This window comes from Acinetobacter sp. C26M (assembly GCF_023702675.1).
GTDB lineage: Bacteria > Pseudomonadota > Gammaproteobacteria > Pseudomonadales > Moraxellaceae > Acinetobacter.
Map to the genome: position 1 here is coordinate 3,852,262 of NZ_CP098478.1, position 21,347 is coordinate 3,873,608.

General features: G+C 42.6%; 22 protein-coding genes. 14 read left to right on the top strand and 8 right to left on the bottom strand.

The genetic code is table 11. From position 1 onward, the window contains the following. Nucleotides 1-27: 27 nt before the first annotated feature. Both murJ and ampD read right to left on the bottom strand, forming a co-directional pair. Entirely contained in the window at nucleotides 28-1,578 is a 1,551-nt protein-coding gene (murJ, locus tag NDN11_RS17765; RefSeq protein WP_251110370.1) for a murein biosynthesis integral membrane protein MurJ, read from the bottom strand. 62 nt (nucleotides 1,579-1,640) lie between these two features. Beyond that, a complete protein-coding gene (ampD, locus tag NDN11_RS17770) occupies nucleotides 1,641-2,234 on the bottom strand; it encodes a 1,6-anhydro-N-acetylmuramyl-L-alanine amidase AmpD (protein WP_167251128.1) in 594 nt (197 codons plus the stop codon). A 145-nt stretch (nucleotides 2,235-2,379) separates the two neighbouring features. Between ampD and nadC the strand changes: the two genes are divergently transcribed. Beyond that, a complete protein-coding gene (nadC, locus tag NDN11_RS17775; protein ID WP_167251071.1) occupies nucleotides 2,380-3,225 on the top strand; it encodes a carboxylating nicotinate-nucleotide diphosphorylase in 846 nt (281 codons plus the stop codon). Here nadC and NDN11_RS17780 read toward each other — a convergent pair. Beyond that, complete coding sequence (locus NDN11_RS17780; RefSeq protein ID WP_251110371.1) at nucleotides 3,222-3,407, bottom strand: ABZJ_00068 family colistin stress protein; 186 nt, start codon at nucleotides 3,405-3,407, stop codon at nucleotides 3,222-3,224. The two genes, nadC and NDN11_RS17780, sit on opposite strands and share 4 nt — an antisense overlap. 195 nt (nucleotides 3,408-3,602) lie before the next feature. On the opposite strand from NDN11_RS17780, the gene NDN11_RS17785 reads away from it, so the two are divergent. Continuing rightward, on the top strand, nucleotides 3,603-3,842 hold the full coding sequence (locus NDN11_RS17785) for a hypothetical protein (protein WP_167251075.1): 240 nt from the start codon (nucleotides 3,603-3,605) through the stop codon (nucleotides 3,840-3,842). Nucleotides 3,843-3,910: 68 nt separating this feature from the next. On the opposite strand, the gene NDN11_RS17790 is transcribed toward NDN11_RS17785, so the two are convergent. From NDN11_RS17790 to NDN11_RS17805, 4 genes are all read right to left on the bottom strand, one after another. Further along, nucleotides 3,911-6,091, bottom strand: coding sequence for a phosphocholine-specific phospholipase C (locus tag NDN11_RS17790; protein WP_251110372.1), 2,181 nt, complete (start codon nucleotides 6,089-6,091; stop codon nucleotides 3,911-3,913). A 311-nt stretch (nucleotides 6,092-6,402) separates the two neighbouring features. Then, complete coding sequence (gene rph, locus NDN11_RS17795; protein WP_004801766.1) at nucleotides 6,403-7,119, bottom strand: ribonuclease PH; 717 nt, start codon at nucleotides 7,117-7,119, stop codon at nucleotides 6,403-6,405. 108 nt (nucleotides 7,120-7,227) lie between these two features. Then, a complete protein-coding gene (locus tag NDN11_RS17800; RefSeq protein ID WP_251111570.1) occupies nucleotides 7,228-8,370 on the bottom strand; it encodes a fatty acid desaturase family protein in 1,143 nt (380 codons plus the stop codon). 33 nt (nucleotides 8,371-8,403) lie between these two features. Further along, on the bottom strand, nucleotides 8,404-9,429 hold the full coding sequence (locus NDN11_RS17805) for a flavin reductase family protein (RefSeq protein ID WP_251110373.1): 1,026 nt from the start codon (nucleotides 9,427-9,429) through the stop codon (nucleotides 8,404-8,406). 313 nt (nucleotides 9,430-9,742) lie between these two features. On the opposite strand from NDN11_RS17805, the gene NDN11_RS17810 reads away from it, so the two are divergent. Beyond that, nucleotides 9,743-10,393, top strand: coding sequence for a TetR family transcriptional regulator (locus tag NDN11_RS17810; protein WP_004801762.1), 651 nt, complete (start codon nucleotides 9,743-9,745; stop codon nucleotides 10,391-10,393). 107 nt (nucleotides 10,394-10,500) lie between these two features. Beyond that, nucleotides 10,501-11,136, top strand: coding sequence for a TetR/AcrR family transcriptional regulator (locus NDN11_RS17815; protein ID WP_167251083.1), 636 nt, complete (start codon nucleotides 10,501-10,503; stop codon nucleotides 11,134-11,136). 52 nt (nucleotides 11,137-11,188) lie between these two features. Here NDN11_RS17815 and NDN11_RS17820 read toward each other — a convergent pair whose 3' ends face one another. Beyond that, nucleotides 11,189-11,809, bottom strand: a complete 621-nt coding sequence (locus tag NDN11_RS17820; RefSeq protein ID WP_005186400.1) for a thiol:disulfide interchange protein DsbA/DsbL — start codon at nucleotides 11,807-11,809, stop codon at nucleotides 11,189-11,191. 178 nt (nucleotides 11,810-11,987) lie between these two features. On the opposite strand from NDN11_RS17820, the gene ubiG reads away from it, so the two are divergent. From ubiG to NDN11_RS17870, 10 genes are all read left to right on the top strand, one after another. After that, nucleotides 11,988-12,701, top strand: coding sequence for a bifunctional 2-polyprenyl-6-hydroxyphenol methylase/3-demethylubiquinol 3-O-methyltransferase UbiG (gene ubiG / locus NDN11_RS17825; protein WP_167251085.1), 714 nt, complete (start codon nucleotides 11,988-11,990; stop codon nucleotides 12,699-12,701). Then, complete coding sequence (locus NDN11_RS17830; RefSeq protein WP_251110374.1) at nucleotides 12,701-13,399, top strand: HAD family hydrolase; 699 nt, start codon at nucleotides 12,701-12,703, stop codon at nucleotides 13,397-13,399. The genes ubiG and NDN11_RS17830 overlap by 1 nt, the downstream gene beginning before the upstream one ends. A gap of 30 nt (nucleotides 13,400-13,429) precedes the next feature. Next, a complete protein-coding gene (locus NDN11_RS17835; RefSeq protein WP_004656765.1) occupies nucleotides 13,430-14,176 on the top strand; it encodes a YciK family oxidoreductase in 747 nt (248 codons plus the stop codon). Between the two features lie 180 nt (nucleotides 14,177-14,356). Continuing rightward, the gene (locus tag NDN11_RS17840) at nucleotides 14,357-14,740 is read left to right on the top strand and encodes an RcnB family protein (RefSeq protein WP_005209775.1); all 384 of its coding nucleotides are present in this window, start codon (nucleotides 14,357-14,359) and stop codon (nucleotides 14,738-14,740) included. A 112-nt stretch (nucleotides 14,741-14,852) separates the two neighbouring features. Further along, nucleotides 14,853-16,205 carry an amino-acid N-acetyltransferase gene (argA, locus tag NDN11_RS17845; RefSeq protein ID WP_251110375.1) on the top strand — a complete coding sequence of 451 codons (1,353 nt, stop codon included), beginning with the start codon at nucleotides 14,853-14,855 and terminating at the stop codon, nucleotides 16,203-16,205. Between the two features lie 319 nt (nucleotides 16,206-16,524). Next, nucleotides 16,525-17,517 carry a sulfonate ABC transporter substrate-binding protein gene (locus tag NDN11_RS17850; protein WP_251110376.1) on the top strand — a complete coding sequence of 331 codons (993 nt, stop codon included), beginning with the start codon at nucleotides 16,525-16,527 and terminating at the stop codon, nucleotides 17,515-17,517. A 12-nt stretch (nucleotides 17,518-17,529) separates the two neighbouring features. Then, nucleotides 17,530-18,516, top strand: coding sequence for an aliphatic sulfonate ABC transporter substrate-binding protein (locus NDN11_RS17855; RefSeq protein WP_251110377.1), 987 nt, complete (start codon nucleotides 17,530-17,532; stop codon nucleotides 18,514-18,516). A 32-nt stretch (nucleotides 18,517-18,548) separates the two neighbouring features. Then, the gene (gene ssuD, locus NDN11_RS17860; protein WP_251110378.1) at nucleotides 18,549-19,724 is read left to right on the top strand and encodes an FMNH2-dependent alkanesulfonate monooxygenase; all 1,176 of its coding nucleotides are present in this window, start codon (nucleotides 18,549-18,551) and stop codon (nucleotides 19,722-19,724) included. Continuing rightward, nucleotides 19,721-20,524 carry an aliphatic sulfonate ABC transporter permease SsuC gene (ssuC, locus tag NDN11_RS17865; protein WP_167251094.1) on the top strand — a complete coding sequence of 268 codons (804 nt, stop codon included), beginning with the start codon at nucleotides 19,721-19,723 and terminating at the stop codon, nucleotides 20,522-20,524. The genes ssuD and ssuC overlap by 4 nt, the downstream gene beginning before the upstream one ends. Nucleotides 20,525-20,537: 13 nt before the next feature. Further along, nucleotides 20,538-21,338: an ABC transporter ATP-binding protein gene (locus NDN11_RS17870; protein ID WP_251110379.1), complete on the top strand. Its 801-nt coding sequence runs from the start codon at nucleotides 20,538-20,540 to the stop codon at nucleotides 21,336-21,338. Nucleotides 21,339-21,347: the final 9 nt, after the last annotated feature.

The following is a 21,347-nucleotide window of genomic DNA, read 5'->3' on the forward strand; positions in this document are numbered from 1 at the left end:
ATTCAAATATTCCTTCCTACTCAGTTTTTAAGCCTTCAAATGTCTTGGTCTAAAGCCTGTCACCAACAATCCAACTACATAAGCCACCACACCAAGCACACATAAACCAGCCACTTCAGCAATACGTAGCCATTGTGAAATCTCGCCTTGATACCATGTTAAACCGTACCAAAGTGCTGTAATCATAGTGATATTGGCAACCGCATATTGTAATGCAAGTTTCTTCCAATGCGTCCCAAAACGATAAATATTACGTTTATGCAGATAGAAATACAGCATTCCCGCATTGACCAAAGCAGAACCAGAAGATGCTAATGCGAGTGCCATATGCTCGGCATGCCAGTCGATCAATTTAAATAAACCAATAAAGATTAGGTTTAGAATCGCATTGGCTGCGACGGCCATTAAACCTACACGGACAGGCGTTTTGGTATCTTGCTGCGCATAAAAACCTGGTGCGAAGACTTTAATCAACATGAATGATATGACCCCTGCACTCATACATTGAAGCGCCAATGCTGTCATTCGCGTATCTTCCACGGTAAATTCACCGCGCTGGAACAAGGCCTGAATAATTGGTGTCGATAGCATAAATAATGCAATACTCGCAGGAATACCGACCAGCATAATAATCTTCGCAGCCCAATCAATCATGCCTCTAAATTTGGCCTGATCTTGCTCTGCATGACGTGCAGAAAGTGAAGGTAAAATCACCGTACCAATCGCCACACCAATCAATCCCAATGGCAACTCAGTCATACGCTCCGCACTGTATAACCATGAGACTGAACCATCTTGCATAAATGATGCCCAGATTGTATTGAGCAATAAGTTAATCTGAGTCACTGATACCCCAAACAAAGCAGGCAGCATCAGTTTTAAAATACGATCCACACCTTCATGTTTGAAGTCTACTTTCGGTGGAATCAGTAGGTTCTTTTTCCATAATTCAGGGATCTGAATCGCCAGCTGTAAAACACCCGCAGCAACCACAGCCCAGCCCAAAGCCATGATTGGCTCTGCCATATACGGCGTTAACCACCACGCCCCTGCAATCATCGCCACATTGAGTAATACAGGAGAAAAAGCAGGTGAAGCAAATGAGCCATAGCTGTTTAAGATACTGCTGGCAAAAGCCGTCAATGACATAAACATCAGATATGGAATAGTCAGACGGAACATATCGACAGCGAGATCAAATTTCTCTGGGTCATTATGGAAACCAGGTGCATATAAATAAATAATCGCAGGTGCTGCCACCATAGCAACAAAGGTCAATAAGGACATGGCTGTAAGCAAACAGCCAAACACCCGACTAATTAAAATCTGGACTTCGGCATGGGCACGACTGGTTTTATATTCTGTCAGGACAGGAATAAAGGCTTGAGAAAATGCCCCTTCTGCAAATAAGCGCCTGAAAAAGTTGGGAATACGAAAGGCGACAACGAAGGTATCGAAATCCTTACCTGCACCAAACACATTGAGTAGCACGACATCACGTACTAAGCCCAACACTCGAGATAACATCGTCATTGCACTGACAATTACAGTCGATCGCCACAATGCCATCGCATCCACCTACGGCTTATATTTTAAAAAGCGTTATTGTAATGAAAGTCCGAATAGATTTCGTTGTGAAATTATAAATCCGACAATGTTTTTTGGGCGAATTTTTGTTGGGACAATAAGTTCCGAAACAATTGCCAATCAAAATATAAGCCAGGATCGGTTTTTCGTTTTGGCGCAATGTCGGAATGACCTGCAATATGATTTTGAATTTTTGGATATGCTTGGCGTAAAGTATTCACAACCTCAACCAATGCCTGATATTGCTCAGATTCGAAAGGGAGATCATCACTTCCTTCCAGCTCTATCCCTATCGAATAATCATTGCATTCTTTCAATGCCAAATAGCTAGAACGGCCTGCGTGCCACGAACGGTCATTAAAATTCACAAACTGAATCACTTCACCTGTACGCAAAATCAATAGGTGCGCTGAAACTTTCATCCCCTCAATAGTTTGGAAATAAGGGTGTAATGACCAATCCAGCTGATTCTGAAAGAATTGTTGAATATAGCCACCACCAAACTGTGAAGGAGGCAAACTAATATTATGAATAACAATTAGTTGAATATCGGTATCTGTAGGTCGGACATTAAAATTAGGCGATGAAATTTGTGTTGCGCCTGCCAATATCCCATCTTGAACTTGAGTAAATCTAGATTGTTGCATGGTGACTCGAATCAGCAATTTAATATTTATCTTGCCCATTCTGACATGCTTTATCACGAATAATCGAGATGAAATACTTATTTTTTATGAGTAGAGTGCTAATATAACGCACAAGTTTTTTAGTCAAAAATATACTGGAAATGGTATGAGTATCCCTCAATCTTTGCTTGAACAATCTATTCAAATCAATATTCAACAAGCATTACAAGAAGATATTGGGGACGGCGATATTACCGCCATGCTCACACCTGAAGATGAACAAGCCACTGCAACCATTATTACACGTGAAGATATGGTGTTGGCGGGTCAACCTTGGGTCAATGCGTTAATTCAAGCCTATGACGGCACGGTTCAAATCACATGGCTCAAGCAAGAAGGCGAACATGTTGCGGCAAATGAAGCATTCTTAAAACTTGCGGGTTCTGCACGTAGTTTACTCACCGTAGAGCGCCCTGCTTTAAACTTTGTGCAAACCCTCTCAGCCGTAGCAACCAAAACGGCTAGCTATGTCCAACAGCTTGATGGTTTACACACTAAACTACTCGATACCCGTAAAACTTTGCCAGGTCTTCGTATTGCACAAAAATACGCGGTTGCTGTCGGCGGTGGTCAAAATCATCGTTTAGGTTTATTTGATGCATTTTTGATTAAAGAAAATCACATTATGGCAGCGGGTGGAATTACCCAAGCAATTGCCAAGGCGCACACCATTGCACCCGGTAAACCTGTAGAGGTTGAAGTTGAGACATGGGATGAGCTCAATCAAGCACTTGAAGCAGGTGCTGATATTGTCATGTTGGATAACTTTAGTCAGCAACAAATGATTGATGCGGTCAAACATGTGGCTGGCCGTTGTAAATTAGAGGCTTCTGGCAATATCACCATTGAAAATTTACGTGAAGTCGCAAGCACTGGCGTGGATTATATTTCAATGGGCGTATTGACCAAAGACGTACGCGCAGTTGATTTATCCATGCGTTTTAACGCTTAAGCCTGATCAAAGTCTTTTTCTTGCTTCACGGGCTTTTGTTCTACTAGAGCCTCTACACCATTCAATTGTGTTGTTTCAACTTGCCACGCTGATTCGGCTTCGGTCGAATCAGTTGGACGAGGGTCAGCCGCCATTAAGACAAAAGTCACTGCGGTGAGCAAAACCAGAAATACTTGTAACATCGTTCTCCCCTAAAAGTTCTTACTTTTAATTTGTATCCAATCTATCAAAGCAACATGAGCCAAATCGGTGGGCTGTGTTATAGGCATGTAAATGCTCAGTGAGCTATTGTTGACGATGATGTGTTTGTGTCTACTTTCATTTCAATCTATGTAAGCTTAAAATGCTAAGCAGCTCAATTTATTAAAATAATAAATATGGATACCGTATTCGAAGCCGTATTTCATTTACTGTTTAAGCTGTTCCGTTTTCTATTCATTGACCTGATCTTTGAAATTATTTTTGAAGGCTTGATCCGTAGCATTGGTTATGGAGTTGTACGTTGCTATCGCCTTGGACAGCCGGTAGATTTTGACAGCACTGAAGTATTTGTCGTCGGTTTTATCACGCTGCTCATATTGATATTTCTATGTATCTACTGGTTTTTACTACGATAATTTTCAACCCATAAAAAGCAGCCTAAGATTTACTTAGACTGCTGATTTAGCGTTAGCATTTAAAAGTTTTAGCTACCCGAAAAGCCCATATAAGGATCAGAAATTGAGTCCTCATTGGTTTCAATACGTCCAGCAAAGCGACGGCTATAGCTTGGATCATTTTCAATCGTAACGGTAAAATCGTACCAACCACCAAATTCAGTCATGTCCCAGCTCAGTTCTTTTTCAGTTGCAGCAGTTTCAATTTGCCAAGTCTTATTGGGTAAGTAGGCATTGGCTTTCACCACTAGTTTTGCTGTTTGTGTAGCGTCATTGCGGACTTTTAAGAAAATCTTTGGATCACACTCTTCCATACAGACACGAACTTCTGGAAGTGCTTGAATTTGTGCTGTGTGCGTTAGGTTACCCGTAAAGCTGCGATGGAAACCATTTGGTCCCAGTACCCATAAATCATATTGAGTGTCTTTGCTTTGCCAAACATCATCCAGTTGCTTGCCTGCTTCAACCATATAGCGGCGTGGAACTTCTTCTAAATTCAATTTGTCATAGACATGAAAGACGGCCGCATGAGTGCCCGTATTTGAGAATATCAATTTCACAGTTTTAGCCACAGCATCGACTTTAGCACTGGTATGCAAAATATAGGGTAGTGCACGCGATGGACGAATCCCCATCTCCTGAACAGGATACGTCTGGCTTAAAGGACGGCTGACCTGTGCCAACCCCTCTTGTGCTTTACGAATCGCATCGGCTTCTGCTTTGGTCTTCTTGCCCGATAAGTCCTGCAAAGGTAAGACATTCGGTGTTTTAAAATTGAATGCCGAGCTTAAATCACCACATACTGCACGACGATAGGGACTGATATTTGGTTCTTTCACATCAAAACATTGCTCCAAGAATCGGATCACGGAAGAGTGATCAAACACTTGAGAATTGACCCAACCACCACGACTCCACGGTGAAATGATATACATCGGCACACGAATACCCGGTCCATAGACCCCAACGCCATTACTGACTTCTGGATCGGTGAAATTAGGCTGCCCATTCGATGCTTTAGCATGCGTCGCATACTCATAGGACATCTGTTCTTTGCTGAGCGTGGATTTGCCATATACTATGCCTGATGCATCCATTGAAGGTGCACTTGGTGAAGGTACGTGGTCAAAGAAACCATCATTTTCGTCAAAATTGATCAAGAAAACGGTTTGGCTCCACAGCTCAGGACGCTCAGTCAGCGCATTGAGAACTTCTTGGATGTACCATGCCCCCTGCACTGGGCTTGATGGTCCTGGATGCTCACTATAGGTTGCGGGTGCGACCAACCAACTTACTTGCGGTAATTGACCTTTAGCAATGTCTTCTTTAAATGTCCCTAAGAAACCACCATCTGGCATGGTATTGGCAATACCTTTATACAAAGGTTGACTGGCATCAATTGCTGGATCATAAGCTGGGCAAATGGTGCTGTTATTGACTGGTTTACCTGATAACTCATTGGCGCGACGATACTTTTTAAATCCTGCTAATGGATTATCAGTAAAGTTATCAGGCATGTTTTGATAAACTTTCCAACTTACGCCTGCTTGCTGTAAACGCTCGGGATAGGTGGTCCAGTCATAACCTGTGGTCGATGGGCCAATTGCATCCAGATCATTCACCACGCTGGCAACATTAGCACCTGTTGGACCATTGGTGCCCGTCCAGATAAACATACGATTTGAGTTAGTGCCTGTATGCATCGCACAGTGATAAGCATCACACAGGGTAAAGGCATTGGCTAAAGCAAACTGGAATTCAACTTCTTGTTGCTTGTAATAGCCCATCGACTGCGGTTCTTTATACTGCACCCAACTGCCCATTCGACCATGATCCCAAGCATATTGACCATCAGTCCATGAGTGCGGTGTACCACGGACACGCTGTGCGTTACCGCGACTACTGTCTAAGTGATACGGATAGACCTTTTTCTTATTGGCATCATACTGTTCCCAGACTTTACGACCTTGGCTTAAAGGAATGGTAAAACGGTCACCGAAACCTCGAACACCTTTTAGCGTCCCAAAATAATTATCAAAAGAACGATTTTCTTGGGTCAAAATCACCACATGTTTCACGTCTTTGATGGTGCCTGTTTCTACCTTGGCATCAATCGCAAGTGTCTTTTGAATACTCATTGGGAAACTGGTGAGTGCTGCTGTACCAAATAAGGCTTTGGTTGAATTTAATAAAAAATCACGACGATTCATTGGTTTATTTCCTTATTGTTCTTGTTTATGGCGCGCAGTGAATTTTGCATGTGGATGTTGGCGGCTTTGGATTTGGCGTAGCATTATTATTATCGCCATCACTGTCGTTACAGGCACTGAGTAACAAGCAACTGCTGCTGAGCAACGCTAAAAGGAAATTTCGCATTTGACTATCCGTTAAATATCAGTGCAGATAGTCAATACAATCTAAATGACAATTCGATGATGATTTGATCGCAATTCGATGACAAAAAATGAATAAAAAAAAGGCGGTCTAAAAAAACCAGACCGCCCGCACTATCAACTGGAACTTACCAACCGAGTGCCTGCTGTTGCTTCTGAATCAATTCCGCGATTCCTTTTTCTGCAAGCTCTAACATGGCATTGCACTGCTGGCGCGTAAACGGTTTGTCTTCTGCCGTTCCTTGAATTTCAATAAATTCGCCCGCTTGTGTCATCACCACGTTTAAATCGGTTTGGCAATTTGAATCTTCTTCGTAGCATAAATCGAGTAAAACTTCGTCTTGATACATCCCGACTGAAATTGCTGCGACTAAACTTTTTAATGGATCCTGTTTAATTTTCTTGTTGCTGAGCAATACATTCATCGCATCAACCAAAGCCACTGCTGCGCCTGTAATTGCTGCTGTACGTGTTCCGCCATCCGCTTGAATCACATCACAGTCAATCGTGATGGTGTTCTCACCTAATTTCTTCAAATCCACCATGGCACGTAAGCTACGACCAATTAAACGTTGGATTTCTTGCGTACGACCCGTTTGTTTACCGCGTGCCGCCTCACGATCACTGCGAGTATGCGTTGAGCGCGGTAACATGCCATATTCAGCCGTCACCCAACCTTGCCCTTGACCTTTCAAGAAACGAGGTACTGAGTTCTCAATGCTTGCGGTACACAACACTTTAGTATGACCAAACTCAACCAAAACTGAGCCTTCTGCGTAACGAGTAAAGTTACGGGTAATTTTGACCTCACGTAATTGGTCTAATGTTCTTTGGTCAATACGCATAACGATTCCTTAAAACTATGGCACAAATATCATTGCGCCATAGTATATCTCAATTACACGTGCTTCCAGTTTTACTTATTCGTTACAATTCACAGAATTAGTCATCGCTTAAGCAAACTTAAACTTCGATTTGAAATTCGTCCAAGTTTGCGCCACGTGTGCAGCCATATCATTTGGCAAAGAACATCTTGCTAAACGAACCCAAACCGTCCAGAACTGCTTCATAAAGTTAGCTTCGTTGTAGTTCACGCCATATTCAGCACATAAAGCTCTGATTTGTGGTGCAACTTGCTCATAACGATTGGCAGGCATATCTGGGAACAAATGATGCTCAATTTGATGGCTCAAATTACCACTCATAAAGTGCATCCATTTACCACCAGTAAAGTTGCTCGAACCACGAATCTGACGCAGATACCACTGCGCTTTGGTCTCATTCTCAGTATTGTCTGCTTCAAAGGTTTCCGCATCTTCAGTAAAGTGACCATTAAAAATCACGGCTGACGACCATAAATTACGAATGATGTTTGCAACTGCATTTCCAGCCAATACTGGAATAAAGTTAATCGTTGCAATTGCAGGGAAAAACACATAGTCCTTTAACACCTGACGTGTCGCTTTTTTACGAAAATCAGATGCATCCGCCCAAACCTGCTTCCAAGTTTTGGTTTTATACACTAACGCATCTTCCAAATGCAGGTTTTGTACCCCGACATACCATTGGAAAAAGAACATCAACTGTAAAGCCAACGGAATATTGGCCAAATGACGTACTTCCCATTTTTGATCTTCTGTTACTCGTAAAATGCCATAACCGACATCATGGTCTTTTCCAACAATGTTGGTATAGGTGTGATGCATATAATTATGGGTATAGCGCCAGTCATTGCCTGAACAGGTATTGTCCCAATCGTAGTCTTCACCACGCAAGCTTGGGTCATTCAACCAGTCAAACTGACCATGCATCACATTATGTCCAAGCTCCATGTTCTCGACGATTTTAGACACACCCAGCATGGCTGTCCCCAACAACCATACAGGTGGGATCCAGCCACCGAACATCAACATGCCACGTGATGCGATTTCGGTATAACGTACGAAGTTACGAACTTTGTAGATATATTTTGAATCCTGCTCACCGAGATTTTGCATCACATCTAGACGTATTTGCTCAACACGGCGACCAAACTCTTCGACTTGTTCAGGGGTTAAATGGGCTGACTTTGATACGTTTTTAAATTCTAATGCCATATTCATTGTACTAATCCTCAAATATCTTTGTTTTTATAGGTCAATCGTGACTGGGCTTAAGGCCTGGCTCACACATAACTTGATTGGACGATTCGGTTGATCATCAATTTCGCCTGTGATCACGTTCTGCGTCACACCACTGACTTTGGTACAGCTACAGCGGTTACATACACCCATACGGCAACCATGTTGTGGACGTAAACCTGCTTGTTCTGCACTACTTAATAGATTGGTCGTTGCAATAAAATTCTGTTGCGCACGACGGAAACTAACCGGTTGAGCTGCACTTGAATGCTCAATCTGGATCGGTTGGAAAAACTCTTGATGAAAATTTCCAGCTGCATCCTGTTGTGTATAAATGTCTTGCGCTTGGCGCATCATGCTGTGGTGACCACACGCATACGCCTGCATCTCTTTAAAATTTGGGACCAATTTCTCTAACAATGCTGCATCTAAATGCTGTTTTTGCTCTGCGGTATTAAAGAAATGATAGTGCAACTGTGGATATTGCTCAGCCAAGGCCAAGATGTCCTGATGCAACACTTCTGCACGGTTAAAATAAACCACATGAACCTGTTCAAGCTGCTGTTGTAGCGCTTGCTGCAATAAAGAGTAAATCGCGGTAATCCCTGAACCTGAAGCAATCAGTAATGCTCGTTGCTGCCCTTGATGTAAGACGAAGTCACCTTGTGCCTGCGAGATCTCGAAACGATCACCTACACGCAATTGTTGTGCTGCTTTCGATACTACACCTTGGACTTTAATCCCAAGACGAATTTCGCCCTGTGGCGTGATATCAATAATTGAGTAACTACGTTGTTGATATACCCCATTGATCATCAAGGTAATCAAAACACTATGACCTGCTTGGACTTGGCTAAAATCAAAATTATGATTTGGCTTTACAGTCAATAACACCATATCCGAGCTGAGAGGCTGTACGGCGGTCACCTCTGCAAGAATGCGTTTCCAAGCAAAGGTTGGCTTTATTTTTTGCAAAATAAAATCAACAAAATCTTCTCGAATCCAATGTGGCTGATAACTTAACTCTGCGTTCATACGTTCCTCGTTTTGTATCTGGCTATTTATTTTGAGTGAACAAATGTTCGTGTAGTGAACATGTGTACACTATATTTATTTGTGTTCACTGAGTCAACACTTGTTCACTAATTTTTTGAATAATTTTTATACTTTTTAATAAGCCTTTAAAAACGAGGAAAAAATAAAGAAGCTATCTTATGTATTAAGCTCGCCCTATGCATACACGAATGGACGAAAGATCAAAAACACTTGCATTTAGCAATGGACGAAGACTAAAAAGTTTCTGTTTTTTTTGCTAGACTCTGTTGTACGGTTTTAAGGGATCTTATTCATGTCGATTAGAGATGAACGAAAACAACAGAGTCGGCAGGCTCTACTGGATGCAGCACTTCATCTCAGCACTGCTGGGCGCTCATTTAGTAGTATTAGTTTGCGTGAAGTTGCTCGCGAGGTGGGTTTAGTCCCAACAGCGTTTTATCGTCATTTCCAAGATATGGATACACTGGGCCAAGAATTGGTTGATCAAGTCTCTTTACATTTAAAAAGCCTGATCCATCAATTAGGACAAAGTTATTTGAAACATAGTGGCAGTGCCAAAACCCGTACCAGTATTGAGTTGTTTGTGCAGGCCGTGAATCATAGCCCACAACAGTGGCAATTTATGATTGCAGAACGTTGGGGTGGATCAGAAACAGTACGCATTGCAATTGCACGTGAAATTGAGTTTCTGATTGAAGATCTCGCCATTGATCTATGCAAGCTCGAAACCTTCAAACACATTAAAGAAGCCAAAGACTTGCAAGTCTTGTCTACAATTTTGATTAATATGTCGTTTACATGGGCAATGACGTGGATCAATTTACCCAAACAATTCACAATTGATCATCTACTCGAACAACAAAACTTATTTATCGACAATGCAGCGACTCAAGTCCGTTTACTCTTCAGTGGCATTTCTAACTGGGAACCACAAAACGCTTGACCTGATCCAAACCAAAGTTTGATATATAAAAGCATTGCTTAGCGTTATGATGCATTAGACACTAATGCAAACGCAGTCTAGAACACTATGAGGAGCTTATAAGCATCATGAATCCTGATCGTCATACTCAGTTCTTAATTCGTAAAGAAAAAATTTTGCAGGTTGCGGAAAAGCTATTATTAGAAAACAACCAAGAAATGACCCTAGATGAACTGGTTGCTGAACTGGATATTGCCAAGGGCACCTTATATAAACATTTCCGTAGCAAGAATGAACTGTTGCTGGAACTGATTATTCAAAATGAAAAAGAAATTTTAAAAATTTCAGACAAATACAACACCGATGTCAAAGAATACGCACCGCGTTATATGCTTTATCATCTAACCTCACCTAGTCGTACCATTCTGCTGCATCAGCTAGAAGAGCATCTGACCATGACTGAGTCGAAGTTAAAACATTTGTTTGATGAGCTTTATGCGATTCGTCAGCAGCGTATTGTTTCTTTGAAAGATATGACTGAAAAATATTTAAAATCACAGAATTACGATATGTCGATTCGTGATTACCTGTCTTATATCTGGTCTTTGACCTATGGTGCAGCATTATTATTAAACTCAAGCTATTACCAGCGCTCGATTGGTTCGCGTGAGAAGTTGATTAATCTTTATGTGAACCAAGCTTTGTCTCTACCGACACAGAAAGTGCAGATCGATTTAAAAGATCTTCAGATTGACCAAAGCTAAATGAAAAAAAGGACTGTCACTACAGTCCTTTTTTATTGCAGGTCGACGTAAATTATTTGGCTTTACGCTCTTTTTCCAATAGGTAATCAACTACTTGGGTTACTTTACCATCTTCACCCTGTACCACATATTTACCATTCACAACTACAGCAGGGACACCCGTCAACTGATACTGCTGCGCCAATTTATTCGACTCGGCAATTTTTGCGGTAATTGGGAATGAGTTAAACATGCTGTTAAATTTCTGCTCAGGTACACCATAACGCGCAAAGAATTTTGCTTGAGAGGCTTGGTCAAAGATTTGCTGACCGCCTTCATGAATCGCATGGAACAATGGAATATGGGTTTTCTTGCGTACACCCAGTGCTTCTGAAACGTAATAACCACGTGCACCTTGTTCCCAGACTTTATTCATCGCCGCAGGGGTACGTAAGAAATAAACATCTTTTGGAATTTGCTTTAACCATGTTTGCATATGTGGTTCAAGCTTGAAGCAGTGCGGGCAGCCATACCAGAAGAATTCACGTACTTCGAGTTGTCCAGCAGGTGCTGAAGTTTTGCCTGGGTTGGCAATCACGGTATAGTCTTTACCGGCCACAAAATCTGCTGCCATCGCATTCATTGAGAATGCCAACGCAACTGCACTTAAACCACCTAATACTAACTTTTTCATTGGCTTTGCTTTTCCTCTAAGCATTTTTCGTAAGTTTATATGCTAAATATAAAACAAACACGAGCAATTCGTTTTGCTTCTGTGAAGTTTTTTATTGGATTTATCGCTTTTTTTGCCAGAATCGCTACACTACCAACAGATTAAACCGAAATAATCATCCTAATATAGAGGTGACACCATGTCGCAATTGAATGTTGACCCACAAGAAATCGCAAAATTTGAAGCATTGGCTGCCAAATGGTGGGATCAACATTCAGAATTCCGCCCGCTGCATCAAATCAATCCCTTACGTCTAAATTGGGTCGATGAACGTGTCGGTGGCTTGGCTGGCAAAAAAGTACTGGATGTCGGCTGTGGTGGTGGCATCTTGGCTGAAAGCATGGCACGTCGCGGAGCAGATGTCCTTGGCATCGATATGGGCGAAGCACCCCTTGCTGTAGGGCGTTTGCACGCAGAACAAGACAATGTACAAAACATTGAATATCGTCAAATTCCCGTTGAACAATTGGCACTAGAACAAGCAGGTCAATACGATGTAGTGACCTGTATGGAAATGATGGAACACGTGCCTGATCCAGCCTCAATCGTGAAAGCCTGCCAAACCTTAGTGAAGCCAGGCGGTCATGTGTTCTTCTCGACCATTAACCGTAATCCTAAATCGTATTTATTTGCGATTATTGGCGCGGAATACATCCTGCGTTTATTGCCTAAAGGCACGCATGATTATCATAAATTCATCCGCCCTTCAGAAATGGCGCATGATATCCGCAATGCGGGTTTAACGCTGAAAGAAATGATTGGCCTACATTATAATCCAATCACCAAACACTATTGGTTAGCACCCAATGTTGAAGTGAATTACATGGTGCATACCACCAATACAGGTGCCTAATGAAAGCGGTTTTATTTGATCTCGATGGCACATTAATTGACACTGCCGCAGACTTCATTCGTATCATTCAACAAATGTGTCGCGATGAACAACGACCTGTAGTCGATGCGGATACCATTCGTACTCAAGTATCGGAAGGTGCTCGTGCCATGGTGAAGCTGGTTTATCCAGAATTAGACGTCACAGACCCCGTGTTTTTGGCACATCGCCAACGTTTTTTAGATGTATATGGTGAGAATATTGTGGTCGATACCGACCTGTTTGTCGGCATGTACCCATTACTTGAAGAACTGGAAGCACATCAAATTCCATGGGGCATTGTCACCAACAAACCTCGTGGTTTAAGTGAGTCTCTATTGGCAAAACTGGATCTGACTGAGCGTTGTGCAGTCTTAGTTTGTCCAGAAGATGTCAGCAAAACTAAACCTGATCCAGAACCGATGTATTTGGCTGCAAAGCAACTCGAGCTTGATGCGAAAGAGATTATCTATGTCGGTGATCATCCACGCGATATTGACGCAGGTCGTCATGCCGATATGTATACCATTTTGGCTGCTTACGGTTATTTGCCTGTCGAATCGCGCGATGATCTTGCAGCTTGGCAAGCCGATGCCATTATTCAAACCATTCCTGAACTGCATCAGCTGATCAAACAGAAAATCACTGTATTGTCAGAAAATCAGGGTATGATGAATTAAACTTTTAAGATAAGAATAGGAGGCATAACAATGAAATACTCAGAATATCAACCTCGTCCAGATTTATTGAAAGATCGTATTATCCTGATCACAGGCGCTGGTGATGGGATTGGTCGTGCTGCTGCGATGAGTTATGCCCTGCATGGTGCAACCGTAGTATTACATGGTCGCACCTTAAATAAACTTGAAGTCATTTATGATGAAATTGAAGGCTTAGGCGCACCACAACCTGCAATTTTGCCGCTACAACTGTCAACAGCATCAACACATGATTATGAGTTGCTCGTCAGTACGCTAGAGCAACAATTTGGTCGTTTGGATGGTATCTTGCATAACGCAGGCATGCTCGGTGATCGAGTGGAACTGGCACATTATCCTGTCGATGTTTGGGATGATGTACTCGCAGTGAATTTGCGTGCACCGTTTGCCCTCACTCAAGCCCTGTTGCCTTTACTGGAAAAATCTGAACATGCCTCAGTGGTGTTTACCAGTTCAAGCGTAGGTCGTGAAGCACGTGCACTTTGGGGTGCTTATTCAGTGTCTAAAGTGGCAACCGAAGCCATGAGCAAAATTTTTGCGGCAGAAAACACCTATCCAAACATTCGTTTTAACTGCATTAATCCAGGTGGTACGCGTACAGCCATGCGTGCGAAAGCCTATCCAGAGGAAGATCCAAAAGTCTTACCGACACCTGACAGCATTATGCCTGCCTATCTTTATCTGATGGGTGATGATAGTTTAGATATGAATGGCCAAAGTATTGATGCTCAAGCTTAATTCAACCCTTACAATAATTCTAAATAACATTGAACACTGACCTTAAAGCTGATTTTTTGAGAGAAATGTGTGGTGTATCTTCATTTTTTTAATGGAAGAATGAATCGATCTTCACAGTTTCTCTGCATTTTTAAGGTACAGTTTTCACATGAGAGACATCCGAAGTCAATAAGGTGCATCATGAAAAATTTTTTCATTATCTTGGTTTTAGGTTCGACAGTCCTGTTTAGTAGTATGGGGAGTTTTGCGGGCCCGCATGATCGTGACGATGATTCGCGCGGTGGCGGCTGGCAAGGTGGTCGTAACTTTGATCGCCCAGATGGTGAGAATCGTCAACGTGAACGCCGTATGCGCGAAGAACGTGGTGTAGAACGCCTTAAACAACATCGTTGGCAGGAAGGCTACGTCATGCCACAACACTATCGTGGTAACGGCTATAAAGTCGATTATAAAGACAGCAACCTGCCTCGCCCAGGTCGTAACGAACAGTGGTACAAGATCAATAATGACTATATTTTAGTCAACTCCGATGACAACAGTATTATCCGAATCATGGGCTTCTAAGTCCTTTTTGCTGGTTTGTCAGAATTAAAGTTGAATCGTTGCTTTAGGAATTGATTTATCTTTTGATTTTTTTCGTTAGAATCAGAGCAAGTGCTGCATATCTGAGATCAACATGGCGAAGCAAATGACTGAAAATTCACATAGTACAACAAAAGATTATGTGCATTGGTTTCGCCACTCCGCACCCTATATCAATGCACACCGTGATAAAACCTTTGTTTTGATGTTCTCTGGTGAAGCAGTCCAACACGAAAATTTCCAACACATCATCCATGATATTGCCCTATTACATTCTTTAGGGATTCGTTTAATTTTAGTTTACGGCGCACGTCCGCAAATTAATCAAAATCTGCTTGAACGCAATATCGAAACGCCCTTCCATCAAAGTCGTCGCATTACCACACGCGAATCCTTACGCGGTGTCATGAATGCAGTAGGTTCTATTCGTCTAGAAATTGAAGCTCTCCTCTCCATGGGTTTGGCAAATTCACCGATGTATGGTGCTCGCATTGATGTCGTCTCTGGCAATTTTGTCACAGCAAAACCCTATGGGATTCGCGATGGGATCGACTTCCAACTGACAGGTGAAGTCCGTTCCATTGATACCGATGCCATTCAACGTCATTTAGACAATCACAATATTGTTTTACTTGGACCAACAGGTTATTCAACCACAGGCGAAGTATTTAATTTACTGGCTGAAGACGTCGCCACTAAAACAGCGACTGCCTTAAAAGCAGATAAACTGATCTTCTTGGGTGAAAAACAAGGTTTGATGAATGAACAACAACAGTTATTACGCGAGTTAAGTCCGCACCAGCTAGAACCGTATATTCAGCAAAACCAACAACAATATCCAGAATTTGCCTTACACCTCAAACAAGCGCAACAGGCCTCTTTATCTGGCGTACATCGTGTACATTTGATTTCATATGCTTATGACGGCGCACTGATTGAAGAACTATTCACTCGCGATGGTATTGGTACCTTGATCACAGATGCTCACTATGAAGAAGTTCGAATTGCCAATATTCACGATGTTGGTGGTTTGATTAGTCTTCTGCGTCCGCTGGAACAGGAAGGAATTCTGGTTTATCGCTCTCGCGAACGCCTTGAAAGTGAAATTGAGCATTTTGCAGTGATTGAACGCGACGGTATGATTTTAGCGTGTGCAGCACTGTACCCAATTCCCGCAGGATCAGATGAAATTCGCTCTGCTGAAATTGCCTGCGTCGCAGTGGACTCAAGTTATCGAAAATCCAATCGTGGTAGCCAAATTTTGCAATTTTTGGAAAGTAGAGCCAAACAGCAAGGGATTCAGCGACTGTTTGTGCTGACCACTAGAACTGCTCACTGGTTTTTAGAGCAAGGCTTTAGCCCTGCCAGCGTAGATGATTTACCCAATGCCCGCCAAGCACTGTATAACTATCAACGTAATTCTCTCGTTTTTAAAAAAGCATTGTAGTCATCACAACGCATACTGAAGGAGATATTTTTATTTTTGATAAAGATATCTCTACTTCATCATTATCTCTGCTTAAGTGAATATGAAGAATAAATACACCAATCGACAAAATAAAAAATAATCTAATTAAAAACAATATTTTATTCAAAAGAAGCTATTCAACACTTATTCAATCTATCGATAAGATTATGCAATTTTCTACTTTGCACTTTTCAGCATAAGCAAAGCCCGATTACTTATTTTTTATGCAATAAAAAAAGTTTTAGTTTAGTTGCTCATCTTATTTAAATCTTTTGATTTGTCGGGGAGCACAACCAACATGGCCATTTCAATCAATCGTTCATGGGCAACATATAGCATCATCGCAGCAAGTCTTGCTAGCCTGATGGGTGTTGCAGGTTGTGCAAAAAAACCAGAGCAGCAAGAGACAAAAAAACAAGAAACCACAACATTAAATATCGGCTTTCAAAAGTATGGCATCTTGCCGATTCTCAAAGCAAAGGGTGAATTAGAAAAAAATCTTGCTGCTCAAGGCGTAAATGTTAAGTGGGTTGAATTTCCTGCAGGTCCACAGCTGTTAGAAGGCTTAAATGTCGGCAGTGTGGTTTTTGGTGAGGCAGGTGAAGCACCGCCGATCTTTGCACAAGCAGCTAACCCCAATTTAGTTTATGTCGCCAACCAACCTGCGGCACCAAATGCGGAAGCTTTAATTGTACAAAAAGATTCACCAATCCAATCAATCCAAGATCTGAAAGGTAAACGTGTCGCGCTGAATAAAGGCTCGAATGTTCATTACCTGTTGCTCAAACTATTAGAAGCGAACAATCTCAGCTTGAAAGATATTCAACCTGTTTATCTACCGCCTGCGGACGCACGCGCAGCTTTTGAGAAAGGTGCAGTAGATGCTTGGGTGATTTGGGATCCATTCTTCGCAGCAGCAGAACATCAGATTCATGCGCGCGTAATCGCAACGGGTGAACACTTAGTCAGTAATCACCAATTTTATTTAGCCGATCGCCAATTTGCCGAAAGTCATCCTGAAGCACTAAAAACGCTGGTCAGTACACTCAATCAAACAACGGATTGGGTCAAAACACATCCGGACGATGCAGCCAAATTACTCGAAAAACCAACTGCACTTGAGTTTGATGTCCTAAAAAGTTCAATTTCGCGTATGGGCTTTGGGGTTCAACCAATTTCTGAGAAAGTCGCAAAAGAGCAGCAATACGTAGCCGATGCTTTCTTTGCGCAGAAACTGATTCCGAAGCAGCTTGTGATCCAAGATGCCGTATTAAAGAACGATGTTAAATAATTGAGGATCACCATGAAGTTGTTATCTAAAGTTTCTGTTTTGGGCCTACTGATCTCTACATTTTCACTGAGTGGTTGCCAGAAGCCAGAGCAAACGACGGAGAAAGCGGCTTCAGCAACTGAAAATACGGCTGTCAAAATCCTATCCATTGGCTTCCAGAAGTCCTCCCTCAATTTGTTAGTTGCCAAACAACAAAAGCTATTTGAGCAAGCATTTCCGAATGCCAAAATTGAATGGCGAGAATTTCCAGCAGGTCCACAAATGCTTGAAGCACTTGCAGTGGGTGCTGTAGATTTCGGTTATGTCGGCAATACACCACCGATTTTTGCTCAGGCTGCGGCTAAACCGCTGAGCTATGTGGCATATGAAGTCGTTGCGCCAACAGGACAGGCTGTTTTGGTACATGGCAACGATAAAATAGACAGCCTTCAAGATTTAAAAGGCAAACGTATCGCAGTACAAAAAGGCTCCAGTGCTCATGAACTTTTGGCAAAAACCTTGCAGAAAGCGGGTCTATCTTGGCAAGACATTCAACCAATCTGGTTACCTCCTGCCGATGCACGTGCAGCTTTTGACAAACAGGCCGTTGATGCATGGGCAATTTGGGAACCCTACTTAGGGACAGCAGAACTGCAAGGTCATACCAAAACCTTGGTCGATGGCTCTGCTTTTCCGACCACTTATTCTTTTTATATTGGTAATCCTGATTTTATTAAAAATCATCCCGATTCAGCGCAGAAATTCATTAACAGCGTTAATAACGCAGATCAATGGATTGTACAACACCAAGATCAAGCCTTACAGATTTATGCACAAAGTACAGGTCTCAGTACCCCTGTAGCGAAGCAAGTACTTAACAAACGTCCTAAACCTTCACCTGTATATGCACTCAACAGTGAAGTGATTAAAAGCCAGCAACAAATTGCCGACTTATTTAAACAAGAGCAGCTCATTCCTGCGCAAATCGATATTCAGCACAGTGTCTGGTCTGCCCAATAAACATTGATTTCATTTTCATAAGGAACATCGACATGAATATTTTCTGGTTTATCCCCACTCATGGTGACAGTCGTTATTTAGGCACCAGCAAGGGTGCTCGTCAGGTCGATCATGCTTATATGAAACAGATTGCAGTTGCCGTGGATAATTTGGGTTATGCAGGCGTACTCATTCCAACAGGACGCTCTTGTGAAGATCCTTGGATTACAGCAGCCAGTTTAATTGATGCAACGACCCAGCTTAAGTTCTTAGTCGCACTTCGTCCAGGGCTTACCACACCAGCACTTGCTGCACGTATGGCAGCAACTTTTGATCGTCTTTCTAATGGCCGTATCCTGCTCAACCTTGTCACTGGTGGCGATGAACAGGAATTAAAAGGTGATGGACTATATGAAGATCACAGTACCCGTTATCAAACGGCCTCTGAATATGTCAAAATTTGGCGCGAAATTCTCACTCGCTCACATACGGGTGAATCGTTTAGCTTTCACGGCGAACGTCTCAGTGTGGATGATGCCAAACTGCTCTATCCACCCGTACAAAAACCTTATCCACCGCTTTGGTTCGGTGGCTCATCAGAAGCTGCAACCGAGCTTGCTGCTGAGCAGGTCGATACCTATTTGACTTGGGGTGAACCTCCTGCTGCCGTGAAAGAAAAGATTGAATATTTACGTGCCAAAGCCGCAGCCAAAGGCCGTACCCTAAATTATGGCATTCGCTTACATGTGATTGTGCGCGAGACCAATGAACAGGCTTGGGCCGCTGCAGATGAGCTAATTCAATACCTAGATGATGCAACCATTGCCGCAGCACAGAAGAAATTTGCACAAATGGATTCAGTGGGTCAGCAACGTATGGCTGCTTTACATGGCGGTCGTAAAGATCAACTTGAAGTATCACCGAACCTATGGGCGGGCATCGGCTTAGTCCGCGGTGGTGCAGGGACAGCTCTCGTGGGTGACCCAGAAACTGTTGCTGCACGAATTCAAGAATATGCGGATTTGGGCATTGATACCTTTATTTTCTCAGGTTACCCACATTTGGAAGAGTCAATTCGCTTTGCCGAATTGGTGTTCCCTTTACTGCCACTCAAAACCCGTGAAAAACTGGCGCAACCACATTTAACTGGACCTTTCGGAGAAATTATTGCCAATAACTATGTCCCTGAAACAAAGCAAGCTAAAACCTTGATCAAGGAGGATGCATGAGTGCAAAACCTTTTTTGAATGATGTTTCACGTGGAACAAAAAAAATAGGCAAAGGGCTGCTGCCTTGGCTATTTCCAATTCTGCTGATTCTGATCTGGCAAGCAGCTTCAAGCTCTGGCTTATTGCAAAGCAGAGTATTGCCAGCTCCAACTGCTGTCGTGAGTGCCTTCTGGCACTTACTCATCAGTGGTGAACTTTGGCAGCATGTCAAAGTCAGTGCTGGTCGCGCCTTACTCGGCTTATTGATTGGTGGTGGCTTAGGATTAGTTTTGGGACTATTAAATGGTTCATCCCGTATTGCCTCAACCTTGCTCGATACCACCTTGCAAATGATCCGTAACATCCCTGCACTAGCACTGATTCCACTGGTGATTTTATGGTTTGGGATTGATGAAACTGCCAAGTTATTTTTAGTGGCCGTCGGTGTGTTTTTTCCAATGTATATCAATACCTATCATGGTATCCGCTCGGTCGACCCACAATTGATTGAAATGGGAAAAAGTTACGGACTGAATCGTTGGCAGTTATATAGAGATATTATTTTACCCGGTGCAATGCCCTCAATTTTAGTTGGGCTACGTTTCTCTTTAGGTCTGGTTTGGGTATTGTTGATCGTAGCAGAAACAATCTCTGCACAAGCGGGGATTGGCTATATGACCATGAATGCACGTGAGTTTTTGCAAACAGATATCGTTTTGGTGGGTATTTTACTGTATGCCTTGCTCGGAAAACTAGCAGATGTATTGGCTCAAGTGTTGGAACGTTATCTACTGCGTTGGCATGCAGGTTATCAAAAATAATAAGGACATCAAGATGAGTAACTTAAATTTAAACTTCTACGATAACAACCTGATTCAGCCAGTTGCCGAACCAGAAGCCGTAACCACATCAGACAATGGCGCTCATATTCTGATTGAGCAGCTGTATAAATTTTATGGTGAGGTCAAAGTCCTTGAAGACCTTGATCTGAATATCCAAGCGGGTGAATTTGTGGCGATTGTTGGCCGTAGTGGTTGTGGTAAAAGTACCCTGCTCCGTTTGATTGCCCAACTCGAAAAAGCCAGTTATGGCGAAATCAAATTCCAGTCTGCCCGCAATTTTCGTGAAGGGATTACCAACGATGATATCCGTGTCATGTTTCAAGATCCACGTTTATTGCCTTGGAAAAGTGTTTTACACAATGTTCAGCTTGGTTTGCCTAAAAACCAGCATCTGCTTGCAGAAGCGTTGCTGGAGAAAGTCGGTTTAAAAGACAAGGCGACACAATGGCCTGCTCAGCTTTCTGGCGGTCAACGCCAACGCGCAGCGCTTGCGCGGGCGCTTTCCCATACACCCCGTATTTTGTTGTTAGATGAACCGCTCGGTGCTTTAGATGCATTGACCCGTTTAGAAATGCAGAGCTTGATTGAACGGCTTTGGAAAGAGCAAGGCTTTACCGCGATTCTGGTCACACATGATGTCAGTGAAGCGGTGCAATTGGCTGATCGGATTATTCTTTTAGATCAAGGGCATATCGCCCATAGTTTTCAGGTGAATCTGCCACGTCCACGTAAAAAAAGTATTGCTTTCGCTCAACTTGAGCAACAAGTCCTCGATGCGGTTTTAGCCACCTAAAGCCGCTTG